Source organism: Psychrobacter sp. Sarcosine-3u-12, from assembly GCF_002836005.1.
GTDB lineage: Bacteria > Pseudomonadota > Gammaproteobacteria > Pseudomonadales > Moraxellaceae > Psychrobacter > Psychrobacter okhotskensis.
In genome coordinates this window covers 131755-148959 of the sequence record NZ_PJBY01000110.1, presented here as the reverse complement: position 1 = coordinate 148959, position 17205 = coordinate 131755, and the positions used below count along the sequence as shown (strand labels likewise).

At 45.2% G+C, this 17205-nt stretch carries 13 protein-coding genes; 9 read left to right on the top strand and 4 right to left on the bottom strand.

What is annotated here, in order from left to right; translation table 11 throughout:
• Nucleotides 1-172 precede the first annotated feature (172 nt).
• Together CXF65_RS14150 and CXF65_RS14145 are read left to right on the top strand one after the other, a co-directional pair.
• The gene (locus CXF65_RS14150; RefSeq protein WP_025650664.1) at nucleotides 173-1414 is read left to right on the top strand and encodes an NnrS family protein; all 1242 of its coding nucleotides are present in this window, start codon (nucleotides 173-175) and stop codon (nucleotides 1412-1414) included.
• 85 nt (nucleotides 1415-1499) lie between these two features.
• Complete coding sequence (locus CXF65_RS14145; protein ID WP_101212684.1) at nucleotides 1500-2009, top strand: Rrf2 family transcriptional regulator; 510 nt, start codon at nucleotides 1500-1502, stop codon at nucleotides 2007-2009.
• A 125-nt stretch (nucleotides 2010-2134) separates the two neighbouring features.
• Here the strand turns inward: CXF65_RS14145 and CXF65_RS14140 are convergent, their stop codons facing one another.
• The 4 genes from CXF65_RS14140 to CXF65_RS14125 all read right to left on the bottom strand — a co-directional run bounded on the left by CXF65_RS14140 (nucleotide 2135) and on the right by CXF65_RS14125 (nucleotide 5741).
• Nucleotides 2135-2878: a hypothetical protein gene (locus CXF65_RS14140; RefSeq protein WP_025650662.1), complete on the bottom strand. Its 744-nt coding sequence runs from the start codon at nucleotides 2876-2878 to the stop codon at nucleotides 2135-2137.
• A 62-nt stretch (nucleotides 2879-2940) separates the two neighbouring features.
• Nucleotides 2941-3687 (bottom strand): hypothetical protein, encoded by a 747-nt coding sequence (locus tag CXF65_RS14135; RefSeq protein WP_025650661.1) that lies wholly within the window; start codon nucleotides 3685-3687, stop codon nucleotides 2941-2943.
• Between the two features lie 255 nt (nucleotides 3688-3942).
• Nucleotides 3943-4689 carry a hypothetical protein gene (locus tag CXF65_RS14130; RefSeq protein WP_025650660.1) on the bottom strand — a complete coding sequence of 249 codons (747 nt, stop codon included), beginning with the start codon at nucleotides 4687-4689 and terminating at the stop codon, nucleotides 3943-3945.
• Between the two features lie 119 nt (nucleotides 4690-4808).
• Entirely contained in the window at nucleotides 4809-5741 is a 933-nt protein-coding gene (locus CXF65_RS14125) for a dienelactone hydrolase family protein (RefSeq protein WP_101212682.1), read from the bottom strand.
• A 792-nt stretch (nucleotides 5742-6533) separates the two neighbouring features.
• Between CXF65_RS14125 and CXF65_RS14120 the strand changes: the two genes are divergently transcribed.
• From CXF65_RS14120 to CXF65_RS14090, 7 genes are all read left to right on the top strand, one after another.
• Nucleotides 6534-7667: an MFS transporter gene (locus CXF65_RS14120; RefSeq protein ID WP_198552029.1), complete on the top strand. Its 1134-nt coding sequence runs from the start codon at nucleotides 6534-6536 to the stop codon at nucleotides 7665-7667.
• A 209-nt stretch (nucleotides 7668-7876) separates the two neighbouring features.
• Nucleotides 7877-9547, top strand: coding sequence for a fatty acid--CoA ligase (locus CXF65_RS14115; RefSeq protein ID WP_101212678.1), 1671 nt, complete (start codon nucleotides 7877-7879; stop codon nucleotides 9545-9547).
• Nucleotides 9548-9792: 245 nt separating this feature from the next.
• Nucleotides 9793-11838 (top strand): propionate--CoA ligase, encoded by a 2046-nt coding sequence (locus CXF65_RS14110; RefSeq protein WP_101212676.1) that lies wholly within the window; start codon nucleotides 9793-9795, stop codon nucleotides 11836-11838.
• A 272-nt stretch (nucleotides 11839-12110) separates the two neighbouring features.
• Entirely contained in the window at nucleotides 12111-13595 is a 1485-nt protein-coding gene (locus CXF65_RS14105; RefSeq protein WP_025650655.1) for a CoA-acylating methylmalonate-semialdehyde dehydrogenase, read from the top strand.
• Between the two features lie 180 nt (nucleotides 13596-13775).
• On the top strand, nucleotides 13776-14936 hold the full coding sequence (locus CXF65_RS14100; RefSeq protein ID WP_025650654.1) for an acyl-CoA dehydrogenase family protein: 1161 nt from the start codon (nucleotides 13776-13778) through the stop codon (nucleotides 14934-14936).
• Nucleotides 14937-15068: 132 nt separating this feature from the next.
• On the top strand, nucleotides 15069-15851 hold the full coding sequence (locus tag CXF65_RS14095) for an enoyl-CoA hydratase (protein ID WP_025650653.1): 783 nt from the start codon (nucleotides 15069-15071) through the stop codon (nucleotides 15849-15851).
• A 58-nt stretch (nucleotides 15852-15909) separates the two neighbouring features.
• Nucleotides 15910-17178 carry an enoyl-CoA hydratase/isomerase family protein gene (locus CXF65_RS14090; protein WP_227523283.1) on the top strand — a complete coding sequence of 423 codons (1269 nt, stop codon included), beginning with the start codon at nucleotides 15910-15912 and terminating at the stop codon, nucleotides 17176-17178.
• Nucleotides 17179-17205: the final 27 nt, after the last annotated feature.

Here is a 17205-nt window from a genome sequence, read left to right as displayed (position 1 = left end):
TTACTTTATTAAATAGACATTAGAATTTAAGGCTATCACTATAGTCGCCTTTGTTGCATACATTCATCATTCTATAAGCTATCCAGTACATTAGGCATATTGTATAATTTATAACATTCATTTAATATGAACTTTTAAGTAAGCGATTTAAATCAATTCTAAGAAGACTGCTATGCACTCTATCAAGCTACCGAGTAAAGCACCATACTCTCCACATCCTATTCTTAACCTCAGCTTTCGCCTATTTTTTAGTGCAGCGGCAGTATTTGCGATTATCATGATGGTGTTGTGGTCGTTTGTGTTTACCGGACATACCGACATCGATGCTCAGGTTTTAAACCCGCTGTACTGGCACGGTCACGAGATGATTTATGGTTATGCACTCGCTGTGGTGGCGGGTTTCTTACTGACGGCAGTAAAGACATGGACAGGAGTGATGATGCCGCATGGTTATTCGCTACTGGCAATCTTTGCTTGTTGGTTGCTGGCGCGTTTAGGATGGTTGGCTTTTGGGCTTGGCGTCACCATTGCAGGAAGTAGTGCATGGTTATTATATGCAGCGGCATTATTTGATTTGTTGTTTGTCGGCTCGATGGCTTTCGTTATATTTCGCGCAGTGCTACAAGTCAAACAATACAAACAAATGGGAATTTTGGCCAAGCTGGCGCTACTAACACTGGGTAACGGTCTGTGCTACTGGGGTATTATAAGCGCAGACATGAGTACGACCAGAGTAGGTATCTACTTGGGCTTTTACTTAATCATTGGCTTAGTGCTAACTATTGGGCGGCGAGTAGTCCCTTTCTTTATTGAGCGCGGATTAAGTGGGGCTGGCACTGGCACTATAACGCTACGAAATAGTAAAATTCAGGATATTGCCAGCTTGGCTTTTTTCTTCGCTTTCTTTTTGGCCGATTTGTTTTATCCTAATAAGTATTTGCTGACGATCACGGCACTTGGCGTAGCCGTGGTCAATATCATTCGTTTGTTGGGATGGTATAATCGCGGTATTTGGCAAAAGCCACTGCTGTGGTCATTATATATTGCCTTTTTGGGAATGTGTCTGAGTTTCCTGCTCTACGCTTTGCAGCCTTGGCTGGGCTACGCGCATAGTATTGCGCTGCACGGATTGGCCATTGCAGGGGTTGGGATGATGACGGTGGCGATGATGACGCGGGTATCGCTTGGACACACGGGCCGCAGTATTCATCAGCCACCAAAGAGCGTGAATGTCGTATACATTCTGATGATACTGGTATTTGTCAGCCGAGTGTTATTACCGCTGGTTGATATGAATCATTATTTGTTATGGATTATGGTGGCACAAAGCGCGTGGATTGCTTGCTTTGTACTGTTCTGCATCAGTTATTTACCGATGCTAGCACGACCAAGACCAGACGGCTTATTTGGATGATATGCATGAGAGCAAAAATATCGAAAACGTATAATATGAAAGCATTAACTTTTAATAATCTCAAACTAGACAGGAGCGCGAATCAATGCGACTAACCAATTATAGTGACTACGCGCTGCGCTCATTGATTTATTTAGCGGTGAAACCAGATCAGCATTCACTGGCCAACATCAGTGATATCGCCAACAGCTATAATATCTCAAAAAGTCATTTAACAAAGATTATTCATCAGCTCGGTCAGCTTGGCTATATCGATAGCGTGCGTGGCAAAAACGGTGGTATCCGGCTGGCATGCGCGCCAAAAGACATCAACTTGGGCGTATTGATTAAGCAGATCGAACCAGATTTTGCGCTAGTAGAATGTTTTGCGACGCAGTTGCCCAATGGCGAGCGCCAACCACATTCAAAAGGATTGCCCATTACGCTAATAGATGAGTCCGCATCTATCTCTAAGGTAGGCTGTGTGATTAGTCCAGTTTGCCAATTAAAAGGGGTGTTTTTTGAAGCGCTTACAGCCTTTATTGCGGTGCTTGAGCGCTATACATTGGCTGACGTGATGAATAATGAAGCGGAGTTGGCAGCATTATTGTCTTAAATTGCTTTACCATCAAAATCATTCTGTTCAAGGTTTTGGAAATAGACCCTATAATAATAAATTCATAAAAAAGCCGCTGATAATAGCGGCCTTTTTGCATTGAAAAATTTAGATACTGATAAGCTTTAAGCGCTTTCTAGTTTAGGACGCGCTTTATCAATGGTTTTTAACAATGCGGCGGTGAATTCGCCTGCTTCAAACTCGATCATATGGGTATGTGCCGCGCAAAAATGACGGACATCCCAATCATGAGCCAAGCTTGTTGCCCAGTCGCAATACTGTTTGCCAGCATTAGTTTCATTCTTCAGGGCTTTTTCGGTATCAGGTTGCAGTAGTACGTCAGGCAACACGGCATCTAGTAGCTTTAAAGGTGGCGTCACAAAGGTATCATCGACGTGCAAGCTGCGGCTGTCAGGATGATAAACCAATAGCGAACCAGCATGAATCTTTTCATCAGGCGCAATATAATAAATGCCCTTGGGTAAAGAGAAAGCCAGCTCAGGATAGCGCTGAGCTACTGCTTCGCTTTCAACCAAATCATCTGCCCATGCTACCTCTGGCACTTGTTCGGCATGACGGCTACTACCGTAAAATATAGCCTTTGGAAAGTCCTTGGCCATTTGCGCACAGTGTACCGTATGGAAGGGGTGGACATTGAGCACCGCCTCGACATCTTGACCGTCATTGGTCAATGCCATGACCTGAGCACGAACCTCATCGGTCAACGTATAGCTGTCCAAGAATACAAACTTTCCTGACTGTAAGCGTACCAAAGAGCATTGCGCGCCTATATTAACGACACCGCCTATTTTAAACGAGCCGCGTATGTTCCAAAAGCCTGAGCCCAAATCATGAATCTCGTCTGACATAGTTATTATTCCTTTTCATTTTTATTTATCATAACGGTACTAATCATAACGGTTCTACGACGTTACGCCTGCTCAAGCTTAGGACGCGCTTTGCTTACTGCCTTGACTAACGCCTTTTCAAATTCACCTTCTGCAAAGGTTGTTAACTCTGAGTGCGCTGCGCAAAAGTGACGCACATCACGCCACTCATGAGCCAAGCTCGTTGCCCAGTCGCAATACTGTTTACCAGCATCAGGCTCGCTTTTTAGCGCTTTTTTGGTCGTTGGGTGCAACATTATCTCGGGTAGCACCGCGCGCAGTAACTTTGATGGTGGATTCATAAAAGTATCATCGACGTGTAAGCTTTTACTGGCAGGATGAAATACCAATAATGAGCCTGCGTGAATCATCTCGTTAGGCGAGATATAATGCACACCTTGGGATAAAGAAAACTCTAGTTCAGGATAGCGCTGTGCCACCGCTTCGCTCTCCACCAAGTCATCTGACCATTGGACCTCAGGTATTTTTTTATGATGGCGGCTACTGCCATACATAGTGGCTTGCGGGAAATCCTTTGCCATCTGTGCGCAGTGAATCGTGTGAAAGGGGTGCAAATTAAGCACCGCTTCGACATCTTGACCGTCATTGGTCAATGCCATAACCTTGGCACGAATATCACCGGCCAATGCATAGCTGTCCAAAAATATAAAACGTCCCGATGCCAGCTTGATCAGTGAGCATTGGGTACCGATATTTAGGACGCCGCCTATACGAAAAGTTCCGCGTATGTTCCAGAATCCTGAGCCTAAATCTATAATTTTGTCTGTCATAATTATTTCTCCTTAATTGATCAATGATAAACAGTCTCGCCATGGATAATGACTTAGGACACGCTTAAAGTCTGTTATAAAAAAGATGTTATGTGTGGCGATATTCCATCAGCGCAGTGAATTCAAGAGAAATTGTCATTAATAAACGCGCATTCGCTTGGCTTTTTTCACTGCTGATGGGTTTTAATGCTTATAATTTACGCTTATTATTTGTGCTATTTCTTGTGATTGTTTAGACCATTCAAGTTAACTCATTTAAGCCTTCTCAAGCTCAGAACGGGCGCTGTGGATAGTAGACAATAATGCTGCTTCAAATTCACCTTCTTCAAACACTACTAAACCTGAGTGCGCGCCGCAAAAGTGACGCACATCGCGCCAGTCATGTGCCAAATTGATGGCCCAATCGCAATAATTTTTGCCCGCATCTGGTTCATCTCTTAGTGCTTTTATCGTCGTGGCATGTAAGTTTATACCCGCTTGTACCGCATTGAAGCGTTTTGACGGTGGCGTCTCGATGGTATCGTCGACATATAAGCTTTGGCTGGCAGGATGGAATACCAAGAGCGAGCTTGCATGTACCGTATCGTCAGGGGCAATATAATGAATGCCTTGCGGTAGTGAAAATTCAAGCTCAGGATAACGCTCGGCGACCGCTGCACTTTCAACGTAATCCTCACTCCAGGTTACTTCTGGCACTTCTTTATGATGACGTGCACTCCCGTAAAATAGAGCATGTGGAAAGTCTTTTGCCACTCGCGCACAGTGCACCGTATGAAAAGGATGTACGTTGAGTACGGCTTCTATGTCCTGCCCATTGTTGGTCAGCGCCATCACTTGCGCGCGGACGTCACCCGTGAGCGTATAGCTGTCTAGCAGCACAAACTTTCCAGAGTGTAACTTTACTAAGGCTGATTGATTGCCTATATCGATCATGCCTTGTCTCACGAACGAGCCGCGAATGTTCCAAAAACCTGCACCCAAATCATGTATCTGGTCTTCCATTGTAGATAATCCTCTTTAAATCATAGCTGAATTCGATACCTAAATTCGAATGTTCTTAGACCTAATATACGCAAATAAAGGGAGACTTAAAGCAAATGTCACCATTCCTATACACCGCTTTACGGACAGTCTTTATAATTGTAAGCAGAAATGCGCGGGTTTTTGCTATAGTTTTCGTTGGCACATAAAAACTTATCGAAGCGTGTGTCATTATTAATATGGCGCTGCATCCACGCGATGCCAGGCTTACTCAGCAATATCTCGTTAAAGCGGTAACTTGGACAAAAGTGGCTACCATTGTTTACTTCAACTATCATTTTGGGGCCGGTGGCATTTTTATAGAAAGCGTTGCTATATTTATTGTTAGGCGCAATCCGATCATGCTCGCAGGTAATGACTAAGGTTGGCGTTTTTACCGCGCCATAGCTTTTGTTATGGTAGGGTGCTAGTGGCATGATGGCTCGTACTGTGCTGCGCTCCGTTGCCAGTCTAAGCGCACCGCCGCCGCCCATCGACCAGCCAATAGCACCCAACCGCGTAGGATCTATCATGCTGCCGACGGTGTCATCAGTGATCATGTGGTCGAGCGCGGCGTTCAATTGAGCCGCTCTGCTATCTGGATCGTCATAGATAGAGTGGGTATTGATAGTGATAACGACGAAGCCCCAAGATGCCAGACGCGGCCCCCACCATTTAATAGCAGCCTCGTAAGACACATAACCCGGAACCACAGCGATAGCGCCTAACAGACCGCAGCCGCTAGCATTGGTCGGGTAGTGAATCGTACCACCACCGAAACCCTTTGCTGACTGTCGCGAAACGCGTTTGGTGCGGACAGAGAAGGGACCATTATCACGAGTATCTGACAGAGCATCTGCCGTGATTGCGCTATCTGCAATACAGTCTGATGGCATCGCTGGTACTTCTGGTAATGCTTCATTTACTGTATGAACTGTAATCTCAGATAGGCTGAGTTCAGCCAAAGTCGGCATAGAAAAAAACAACGCGCCCGTGACAATAATAGCTTTTGCAAGCCCAGCATTTTTTACCATGATAAACATTCTTGTATGTGAGGGTTGTATAATTTTGATTGGCTTAGCTATTGATTTTTTATTCTATTTTTGACGCTATACCTGATAAGGCAAAATAATAGTAGACATTAATCTTTTAATTGTCAAAGCCATAAACCGCCTGCACGGTATCGAATGCGACTAGGCTACAATGCCAATTTGAAGGTAAAGCGTGGCTAATGTTAAGTAGCGCGGCTAATTTTAAGCAAAGGTATTTCTATAAATGGCGGCGCTATGATATAAAGAAAAATGGCAATATTTTTTGGTCAAATAACAAGGCTAATGTAGCGCCAATAACACATCTAAAACTGAGTATGAGGTCTGATGTGGTAACATAACTCGCTTGTCTTTAGGATAAATATTTATCATTTAAGAGGTGTTTAGTATTTAAGAAGTATTTACTATTTAAAAATACCATTTTATCCTATAGATTTATCATATAACGCTTTTAGTATCTATAGTCAGTGAAAAGTAATATCGAACCATCACGCACTACTGATATCCATTTTCCTTGCTTGCTGTGCCTGTGCAGACAGAGGCTACAAAAAATTGATATCAGCAAGCAATACCGTCGCGTTTTTAGGATATTTTGACTATAGCTGTATCAACCATCTTTCATCCAAGTCAATAACAGGTATTTATCACTGTCATGGCATAACCAATATAGTCAGCCTCCTTGTGAATCATTCTACTGATCAGACCCAATATACCGCCCCACCGCCTTCCACTTCGCCAAATGGTTCTACGTCATGGGTTTTAAAACTCACCTTTGGCTTGATTGGCATGTTTGCTTTTTTACAAGTGTATTCTATTCAAGCGGTGCTACCTGTCCTGATGCTAGATTTTGCGGCGACTGAAGTCCAAGCGGGCATGATCGTTGGAGCAACTGTGTTAGCGATTGCTATCATGTCACCGTTTTTGGGTATGCTCTCTGATGCTGTGGGGCGTAAATCATTTATCGTTGGCGCGTTACTGTTTTTAGCGATTCCGACGGCGTTAATTGCGCAAAGCCCTAGCATTGGCTGGATGGGTATGTGGCGCTTTATACAAGGGTTGTCCGTGCCCGGTATCACTGTGGTGACGATTGCTTATATCGGTGAAGAGTTTGAGGGGCGGGCAGTCACTGAATTGATGTCTTTTTACGTCTCAGGCTCAGTGTTTGGTGGCTTTATGGGACGGTTTTTGCTCGGTCATTTACACGAGCTTATCGGCTGGCGCGCAGGCTACTATGTAATGGCAGCGATGACGCTGATTGGTGCGCTTTGGGTGGGTAAGATACTACCATCGTCACGTCACTTTGAAGCCAACCCGAACTTTCGCTCAGCGATACAGACACTTAGCGAGCACCTGACCAATCGTTATGTGGTCACTGCCTGTTTACTTGGTTTCTGTGTGCTATTTTCCTTAGTTGGCTGTTTTACCTTTATCAATTTGTACCTAGCAGGCACGCCCTATGAGCTTAGTACTGGGGCGCTGGCTAATATTTTTGCGGTATATTTAATTGGGGTGGTCATTACGCCATTATCCTCTACCTTGCTAAGACGATTTGGTTCAGCACGAACCGTTCGGGTAGCCGTTGTTGTATCAATGCTTGGGGTATTATTGACCCTTGTGACGCCACTTTGGGGTATTGTGGTAGGACTTGCAATTATGTCCTCGGGCGTGTTTGTCACGCAGGCGGCAACCATCAGCTATATCGCAGTCAATGTCAAAAAAGGTCGCTCATTGGCTTCTGGTTTATACTATATGGCCTATTATGCAGGTGGTACTTTAGGTGCTTGGCTATGCGGGATAGCCTATGCGCGCGGTCAATGGTCGCTTACGGTAGGGTTGTTATTATTCGTGCAAGTCTTAGCGTTATTGGTCGCTAGCTTTGGGATGGTTAAGACAAAATACCGAGCCACTTAAACGATATATAACCCAGTAAAAGCTATAGAAAAATTACGGCTACTATGTCAATACTTACGCAAGCAGCCTTTACATATAAGCGGTTTTTTCTTACTATCAGTATCAGGCTTATCGAACATATCTTTTATTAAAACAATAATTTTAGTTTGCCTCAAACCCTTTAATAGCTATTAAAATTATCAAAAATACTCAACAAGGACGTCAGATTTATGTCAAATATTTACCACAGCGCACCAGCTGCTTATGAGTTTCCACTTCTGATCAAGCAATTGTTAAACCGTGCCAAAACCGTCTCACAAGATCAAGAAATCGTTTATGCGGATAAAAAACGCTTTACTTATAAAGATCTGTTTAATCGTATCAATCGCTTAGCGAACGTTTTAGCCGACTTGAATCTCGCTACTGGTGATGTGGTCGCCGTCATGGATTGGGACAGCCATCGCTATTTAGAGTCCTACTTTGCAGTGCCGATGTCGCAGTATATTTTGCAGACCGTCAATATCCGCTTATCACCAGAAAAAGTGCTGTACACCATTAATCATGCGAAACCAAAAGTGCTGATGCTGAACTCTGAGTTTGCCGCACTGGTGAAGGATTATCAGTTTGAGAACTCTAGTATCGAGCATATCATCTGGCTAGATGACAATGGCATGACAGTAGAAGGGGTCTTTGGTGACAATCAAAAGCGCGTAACGGGTGAGTACGAAGCTTTGTTAGAAGCCGCTGATGATACTTTTGACTTCCAAGACTTTGATGAAAATACCATTGCGACGACCTTTTATACTTCGGGCACCACAGGCGATCCAAAGGGTGTGTTTTTTAACCATCGTCAGCTAGTACTACATAGTATGGCAGAAGCCGCCACCCTAGGTATGTTGCCGAACAAACAAGGCGTGAGTAACGGCGATGTTTATATGCCGATGACGCCGATGTTCCATGTACATGCATGGGGCTTTCCTTTTACCGCGACGATGGTCGGTCTCAAGCAGGTCTATCCGGGACGCTATGCGCCTGATACCTTGCTGGATTTGATCATTAACGAAAAAGTCAGTATCACCCATTGTGTGCCGACGATTTTGCAAATGGTACTCAAAGAAGCACAAGATCGTGGGGCCAGTTTTAATGGTCTAAAAATGATCATCGGTGGTTCAAGGTTGACCGAAGGTTTAGCAAAGTCTGCATTGGCGCAAGATATCGAAGTCTATACGGGCTATGGTATGTCAGAGACGGCGCCGCTTATTAGCTTGACAGAGTTTAGCCTCAACGAACCAGAAATGACGGAAGAAGAGGATATTGCTCGCCGTTGTATGACGGGCAAGCCAGTGGTCATGGTCGATGCACAGGTATGGGGCGAAAACAATCAATCGGTGGGTACGGGTGAAGAAAATACAGGTGAGCTGGTACTGCGCGCACCGTGGTTGACCCAGAGCTATCTGAAAAATGACGATGCAGGCAAAGAGCTGTGGGAAAACGGCTACATGCATACTCAAGATATCGCCTATGTCCGTCCTGATGGCTACATTAGAATCACCGATCGTCTAAAAGATGTGATCAAATCAGGTGGCGAGTGGATATCATCGCTTGAGATTGAGACGATTTTATCTCTGCATCCAGCAGTGGCTGATGTGTCAGTTATTGGCGTTCGCGATAAGCAGTGGGGCGAGCGTCCATTGGCCTTGGTGGTACTCAAGCCTGATTGCCAAGATACCAAGGTGGAGGACATCAAAGCCATCGCTGAGAAAGCGGTAGAGCGCGGTATCATTCCTAAATATGGTGTGCCCAGTCAGTTTAAGTTCGTTGATGAGTTGCCCAAAACTTCTGTAGGCAAACATGACAAAAAAGTCATGCGTGAGATGTATGCCGATCAGACCGAGGTATAACGTTACTGGCCCACTTTTTTAAAGCTATAGGCTGTTAAGGTATTTGAATGCTGATGATAATCAAACAGATTAGACGCTTAATAGTTGACCTTTATTGTTAGCTCTGCTACATTTTAAACCGATACATAATGTATCGGTTTTTCAGTTCTGGCACGGATGACCAGTACCTTATTACGATATTATTTATCACCGCTATATTTACAATTATATTGCATCATATCTTGTTTACGCTAAGGACAGCTATTATGAGCGACCCAATCAAAAACCAAGCCACAACCCAACCTTCTCAAAATGGCCAAACTCAAGTCACTCAGACTCCAAGCTTTGCTGATATTTATCACGATTCTATTAACGACCGTGAGCAGTTTTGGGCAGAGCAAGCCAAGCGTATCTACTGGCATAAAGAGCCTGAGCAAATCCTCGATGACAGCAATTTGCCTTTTGCCAAATGGTACGTCGGCGGTGAGACCAACCTTTGCTATAACTGTGTCGATCGCCATCTGGCAGAGCGTGCAGAGCAAGATGCCTTTATTTGGCTATCCTCTGAGATTAACCAAGAGTTAGTAGCAACATTCCCAGCAGTCGTCGATGCCTTTAGCGATTTAGGCAATAACGTCGAGTTTTATACCGACTATACCAAGCGCCGCCTGACTTATAACGATTTGTATAAAGAAGTGAATTACTTCGCCGATGTGCTACAGCGTCATGGTATCGAGAAGGGCGATCGTGTCATTATCTATATGCCAATGATTTTGGAGGCCGCTTATGCGATGCTAGCATGTGCTCGTATTGGCGCAGTTCATTCTGTAGTCTTCGGTGGCTTTGCCGCGCACAACCTAGCGATTCGTATGGACGATGCTGAGGCAAAAATGGTCATTACGGTAGATTCAGGATTGCGCGGTGGCAAGGTTATCAACTATAAAAACCTCGTCGATCAAGGTGTTGAACAAGCCACTGTGAAGCCTGAGCATGTGCTGGTCGTCAATCGAGGTATCTTGCCTTATGAGCCAAAAGCTATCGATGTCGATTATGCAACCCAACGCCGTATCAGTTGTGAAGCCAATGCGATTGTCGAGCCAGTGTGGTTAGAATCCAATACGCCATCGTATTTGCTCTATACTTCTGGTACTACGGGTACACCAAAAGGCGTGCAGCGTGATACCGGCGGTCATGCAGTGGCGCTAACAACGTCGATAGATTATATCTACGATGGCAAAGCCGGCGAGACCTTTTGGGCAATATCCGATATCGGTTGGGCAGTGGGGCACTCTTATACCATTTATGCGCCATTGCTCGCTGGCATGACCAGTGTGATGTATGAAGGCTTGCCGCATCGTCCAAACCCTGGTATCTGGTGGCGGATTGTTGAAGCCAACAAGGTTAATATCCTATTTACCGCACCGACGGGTGTGCGTATGCTGAAAAAGCAAGATGAGACGTGGATGACACGCTATGATGTCTCTAGCCTCAAGTCATTCTTTTTAGCAGGCGAGCCACTTGATGAGTCAACGGCCAATTGGTTGACCAAGCATTTAGGGGTACCGATTTTAGATCACTATTGGCAAACAGAGTCTGGCTGGCCGATTTTAAGCAATACGCCCAAATTTAATCATAAACCGCACAAACAAGGCTCGCCCGGTTATCCCATGTATGGTTATGATGCCCACGTCATCAATGAAGAGACCGGCGAGCCTTGCGCGGCTGGTGAAAAGGGTTTGCTAGCGATTAAAGCGCCATTACCACCCGGTTGTCTTACTACGGTATGGCGTAATGATGAGCGCTTTGTCAGCAGTTATTTCGGTCTGTTTGATGGTCAACAGTATTCCACCTCAGACTATGCGGTAACGGATGAAGAAGGTTATTTTTATATTCTCGGTCGTACCGATGATGTGATAAATGTCGCGGGTCATCGTATCGGCACCCAAGAGATTGAGGAGGCAATTAGCATGCATCCAGAGATGGCTGAGTGTGCGGTCGTGGGTATTCAGGATCAGTTAAAAGGCGAGTTGCCCATTGCTTTTTGTGTGCTAAAAGATCATGACCAAGTAGCGACGACCGAAAACCGCTTCCGTATTGAGCAGCAAGTGATTGGGGCAGTGGTAAAATCTCTTGGTGGTATCGCAAGGCCCGCGGCGATTTATTTCCCGCAAGCATTACCCAAAACGCGCTCTGGCAAAATCCTACGCCGTGCTATTCGCGCATTAGCAGAGAATAAGCCTACCGGAGATATGTCAACGCTTGACAATCCAACGGCCATTGACGCCATTAAACAGTCTATGAAAGATTATTAATCTAATGGCGTATCAATTGAAAAAAACCAGCCACCTTTGATACCGAAAAAGCCCATGCACAATCATGGGCTTTTTTTGGCCTAAATGTAGAGACAAGCAGTACACATAAAACACTTGACCCTAAAATTGATTTATTGTTATAGTCAATAATGATACAAAATAAATCACTTTAAAATAAAGCTTTATTCGTAGAAACTTATCGTTTCTAATTCTCTTTATAGATATGAAGATACCGTCAAACGGTAATCTTGCAAAAAAGATAAGGATATCTTATGCACCACGTTCAGCAGCTCATCAATGGTCAATTTGTTGATTCTAATACCAGCGAATGGATTGATATCACCGATCCCGCCACCCAAGAAGTTATCGCTAAAGTCCCTCAAACCACTGATGATGAAATCAATCAAGCCGTCGCTGCCGCTCAGAAAGCCTTTCAGACGTGGCGCAAAACGCCAATCACCACGCGTGCGCGTATCTTTTTAAAGTATCAAGCACTCATACGCGATCATATGGATGAGCTGGCAGAAATCCTGACAGCAGAGCAGGGCAAGACTATCGCTGACGCTCGCGGTGATGTATTCCGTGGTCTAGAAGTCGTCGAACATGCCGCAGGTATTGCCAATCTGCAAATCGGCGACTTCGTTGAAAACGTCGCCTCAGGCGTAGACACTTATAGCATTTGGCAGCCACTTGGCGTCTGTGCTGGTATCACGCCGTTTAACTTCCCAGCGATGATTCCACTATGGATGTTCCCAATGGCGATTGCTACAGGTAATACATTCATTCTAAAGCCTTCTGAACAAGACCCGATGGTGACCATGCGTTTGGTTGAGCTTGCCGTTGAAGCGGGCGTACCTGAAGGTGTGTTAAACGTCGTACATGGCGGCAAGGCGACGGTTGATGCCATTTGTGATCATCCAGATATCAAAGCGGTTTCGTTTGTTGGTTCTACCAACGTCGGCAAGCATGTCTACGAGCGCGCTAGTAAATCTGGCAAACGTGCCCAGTGCATGATGGGTGCCAAAAACCATGGCGTTATCCTACCTGATGCCAATAAAGAGCAAACACTCAATCAGCTAGCGGGTGCAGCCTTTGGTGCCGCCGGTCAACGTTGTATGGCATTGTCAGTCGTGGTGTTAGTCGGTGCAGCAGGTGAATGGATTGACGATATCAAAGCCAAAGCAACAGGCTTAGTCGTATCCGCAGGTAAGCATGATAAAGACTTAGGTCCACTAATTTCTCCTGCCGCAAAAGCCCGTGTTGAGCATTTGATTGATACTGGTGTAGAAGAAGGCGCTAGCTTGATTCTTGATGGTCGTGGCATTACTGTCGAAGGCTATGAGAAAGGCAACTTTGTAGGACCGACTATCTTTGATAATGTCACAAGTGATATGCAAATTTATCAGCAAGAAATCTTTGGGCCTGTTCTGTGTATCATGCGTGCAGCTGACCTTGATGAAGCGATTGAGCTATTGAATGCCAACCCACATGGTAATGGTACGGCGATCTTTACTCAGTCAGGCGCTGCGGCACATAAATTCCAACAAGATGTGCAAGTCGGTCAAATCGGTATTAACTTACCAATTCCTGTGCCACTACCGATGTTCTCATTCTCAGGCTCGCGTGCTAGTAAACTTGGTGATCTCGGTCCTTATGGTAAGCAGGCGGTACAATTCTACACCCAGACCAAGACGGTTACTGCACGTTGGTTTGATGATGAGGCAAGCCGCGGCGTGAATACCACTATTTCAATGTAATCGTTAATCCACTATATTGGCAGCATCTCAACAACATAGCGACAATCTTACTCAGTATGTTTTGACAAAGCATGATTTATGATTGTCGTTTTGTCGCTGCTATACTGTATAACGATATTGAACTGATGACTTATTAAACTTTCTTCACCATATTTGCTATGCAAGCACAAGGATGACCCTATGGATTTCTCATTAACGGAAGACCAAATTGCTTTTCGCCAAACCGCTCGGCAATTTGCCCAAAAAGAGCTAAAGCCGAACGCGGCTGAGTGGGATCGTACCTCACATTTCCCAATCGATGTCATCAAAAAATCAGGTGAGCTTGGATTTTTAGGGTTATATACCAATCCAGAATATGATGGCTTAGGGCTACCGCGCTTAGACTCTGCGATGGTGTTTGAAGAGCTGGCATGGGGTGATACGGCAGTCGCTGCTTATATGAGCATTCATAACATGGCGGGCTGGATGATCGGTGAGTATGGTAGTGATGCTTTGTGTAAAAAGTATTTACCCAATATGGTCAGTGGTGAATGGCTTGGAAGCTATTGCTTAACTGAGCCAAACGCCGGTTCTGATGCTGCCTCATTACGCACCAAAGCTGATAAGCAAGGCGACCATTATGTACTCAATGGCGAAAAAACCTTTATCTCGGGCGCAGGCTCGACTGACGTCTTAGTGGTCATGGCACGTACAGGCGGTGCAGGCCCAAAAGGGGTTTCAGCATTTGTGGTAGACGCTGACAGCGATGGTATTGAGTATGGTAAAAACGAGCATAAAATGGGTTGGAAAGCGCAGCCGACGCGTACCATCAGCTTTAAAGATGTCAAGGTGCCAGCAGAGAATTTAATCGGCGAGGAAGGCCAAGGTTTTCGCATTGCGATGAAAGGCTTAGATGGCGGTCGTATCAATATTGGTATCTGTGCGGTAGGTACGGCGCAGTCAGCGCTAGAGACAGCGACAAATTACGTCCAAGAGCGTAGCCAGTTTGGTAGCCCGATTGCCAGCTTACAGTCCGTACAGTTTAAGCTTGCGGATATGCTCACTCAGACCATTACCGCGCGACAAATGCTGTATCTAGCGGCTAATAAAGTCGATAACAATGATGGGCAAGCTTCTACCTATTGTGCGATGGCAAAGCGTCTTTCCACTGATCTTTGTTTCGATGTTGCCAATGAAGCCTTACAGCTACATGGTGGCTATGGTTATCTAAATGAGTATCCGCTAGAGCGACATGTACGAGACTTGCGTGTTCATCAGATTTTAGAAGGCACTAATGAGATCATGCGAGTGATTGTCTCGCGTCAGCTCATGCAGGATGATGCATTGAGTCAATTGCGTTAATCGAAGTACGCAACTATTTTATGACAATACTTTTATAGCAATACTTTAAGTTCGCTATGGTTTTCTATAGCTATTTTACCTAGCGCTTAACCAATAAATCTTACCAAATTCAGATAAAATAAAGGATTATTTATGACGGATTATACCAACCTCAAGTTATCAATTGACGGTCACATTGCTACCGTAACACTGAATAACCCACCAGCCCATACGTGGACGATGGACAGTCTACCAGCGCTAAAGCAGCTGGTTACTGACCTCAATGCCAATGATGATGTTTACGCCTTAATTATCCATGGCGATGGCGAGAAGTTCTTTTCAGCAGGTGCGGATTTAAACAATTTCTCAGACGGTGATAAAGGCCAAGCAATCAGCATGGCAATCGCGTTTGGTGAAGCGTTTGAAGCGCTATCAGCGTATCGCGGTGTCAGTATCGCGGTTATAAATGGTTATGCGATGGGCGGTGGACTTGAGTGCGCGCTGGCCTGTGATATTCGTATCGCAGAAGCGCATGCACAGATGGCTTTACCAGAGACGGGCGTGGGCTTATTGCCATGCGCGGGCGGTACCCAAAACCTCACTATGTTGGTTGGCGAAGGCTGGGCGAAGCGTATTATATTGTGTGGTGAGCGCGTCGATGCCGAGACCGCATTACGCATTGGCTTAGTCGAAGAAGTTACGGCAAAAGGTGGCGGTTTATTAGCGGCACAAGCATTGGCGCAAAAAGTTGCTAAGCAATCACCTGTTGCCGTCAGTTACTCTAAACAGCTTATCCAAGCCGCAAGAAATACCCCGCCTGCACAAAACCTTATCCATGAGCGCGAAGCTTTTGTTAAGTTATTCGACACCAAAGATCAGCGCGAAGGCGTGCAAGCGTTCTTAGAAAAGCGTAAACCCACTTGGCAAAATAAATAGGCCAAATTAAATCAGACTTAGCGCTAATATTTTTCCTTTTAATTTTTAGGTTACTTTTATGACAGCAGCTACGACAGCGACGGACGATACTAATAATCAAAATTCCGTAGAAACAATCACACAAGAAGCGCCAGTACTGTTCGATACCGAGCCGACAGAGTGTGGCCATCTTATTGGAATAATGACGTTAAACACGCCCAAATCTCTCAATGCGCTCAGTGTTGAGATGTGTCAGTTATTAGCCCAGCAGCTAGAGCAGTGGCAAAATGACGATCAGATAGTGGCATTGGTATTAAAAGGAGCAGGCGACAAGGCGTTTTGTGCTGGCGGCGATATCCGTAAGCTGTATGACAGTATGTCTACCAGTGCGCCGCTACCGAACCCATATGCGACAGAGTTTTTTGGTCATGAATACCGTCTTTATCGGCAGATGCATTTTTATCCAAAGCCATTAATACTCTGGGGTGACGGCATTATTATGGGTGGCGGCATGGGTTTGATGGCTGGCTGTAGTCATCGTTTGGTCACTGAGCGCACCCGCTTTGCTATGCCAGAAGTAACTATTGGACTGTTTCCTGATGCTTCTGGCAGTTGGTTTTTACAGCGCATGCCAGCTAAAACAGGTTTGTTCTTAGGGTTAACAGGTGCGATGTGTAACGGCAATGACGCTTTATTATCTAATCTTGCAGAGTATGCCGTTGCCAGTAGTGATTATGATGCCATCATACAAAGCTTAAAACAGAGCGATTGGCAAGTGGCAGCAGGTAGCACCGATAAATGTCACAACAATAGCGCTCATAGTATCGTTAGTCGCGCGCTGGCAGCACAGCCTGTTGCCGAATTGCCTGCTAGCAAATTAGCAACCTATTGGCATCCTATCCAACAGTTGATGAACAGCGGTGGACTGGGAGATATTGATGCACTTCTACAAAGTGACGAAGCGCTAGCAAAGCTAAACTCAGACTTTGCAGCAGACAGCTGGACGCAGTGGGCAGCAGACACATATCGTCAAGGTTGCCCAGTTACCGCCGCTTTGACCTACGCGCTTTATCATAAAGTCACGGACTTATCGCTAGAACAAGTTCTGTATTTAGAGGCCAACGTAGCGGTACATTGTGCGGCCAATCCTGACTTTAAAGAAGGCGTACGTGCGCTACTAATTGATAAAGATCGCAATCCACAATGGTCGCGTTCATTAGCAGACTGTCTCAGTACCGAAGGGCAGGAATATATACATCAGCACTTTGTGAACCCTTATGCTAAAGGCGAGCATCCTTTGGGCGATTGGTTGGGTGATGAAGCTTTAGGCAGCCAGCTTGTGCGCTAAGAGCTTGTAACCTCGTTATAAGAATCA

Bases quoted from the DNA above. Each gene is read 5' to 3' on its own strand.
- CXF65_RS14150 (WP_025650664.1), top strand. From the start codon at position 173: ATGCACTCTATCAAGCTACCGAGTAAAGCACCATACTCTCCACATCCT.
- CXF65_RS14145 (WP_101212684.1), top strand. From the start codon at position 1,500: ATGCGACTAACCAATTATAGTGACTACGCGCTGCGCTCATTGATTTAT.
- CXF65_RS14140 (WP_025650662.1), bottom strand. From the start codon at position 2,878: ATGTCAGACGAGATTCATGATTTGGGCTCAGGCTTTTGGAACATACGC.
- CXF65_RS14135 (WP_025650661.1), bottom strand. From the start codon at position 3,687: ATGACAGACAAAATTATAGATTTAGGCTCAGGATTCTGGAACATACGC.
- CXF65_RS14130 (WP_025650660.1), bottom strand. From the start codon at position 4,689: ATGGAAGACCAGATACATGATTTGGGTGCAGGTTTTTGGAACATTCGC.
- CXF65_RS14125 (WP_101212682.1), bottom strand. From the start codon at position 5,741: ATGGTAAAAAATGCTGGGCTTGCAAAAGCTATTATTGTCACGGGCGCG.
- CXF65_RS14115 (WP_101212678.1), top strand. From the start codon at position 7,877: ATGTCAAATATTTACCACAGCGCACCAGCTGCTTATGAGTTTCCACTT.
- CXF65_RS14110 (WP_101212676.1), top strand. From the start codon at position 9,793: ATGAGCGACCCAATCAAAAACCAAGCCACAACCCAACCTTCTCAAAAT.
- CXF65_RS14105 (WP_025650655.1), top strand. From the start codon at position 12,111: ATGCACCACGTTCAGCAGCTCATCAATGGTCAATTTGTTGATTCTAAT.
- CXF65_RS14100 (WP_025650654.1), top strand. From the start codon at position 13,776: ATGGATTTCTCATTAACGGAAGACCAAATTGCTTTTCGCCAAACCGCT.
- CXF65_RS14095 (WP_025650653.1), top strand. From the start codon at position 15,069: ATGACGGATTATACCAACCTCAAGTTATCAATTGACGGTCACATTGCT.
- CXF65_RS14090 (WP_227523283.1), top strand. From the start codon at position 15,910: ATGACAGCAGCTACGACAGCGACGGACGATACTAATAATCAAAATTCC.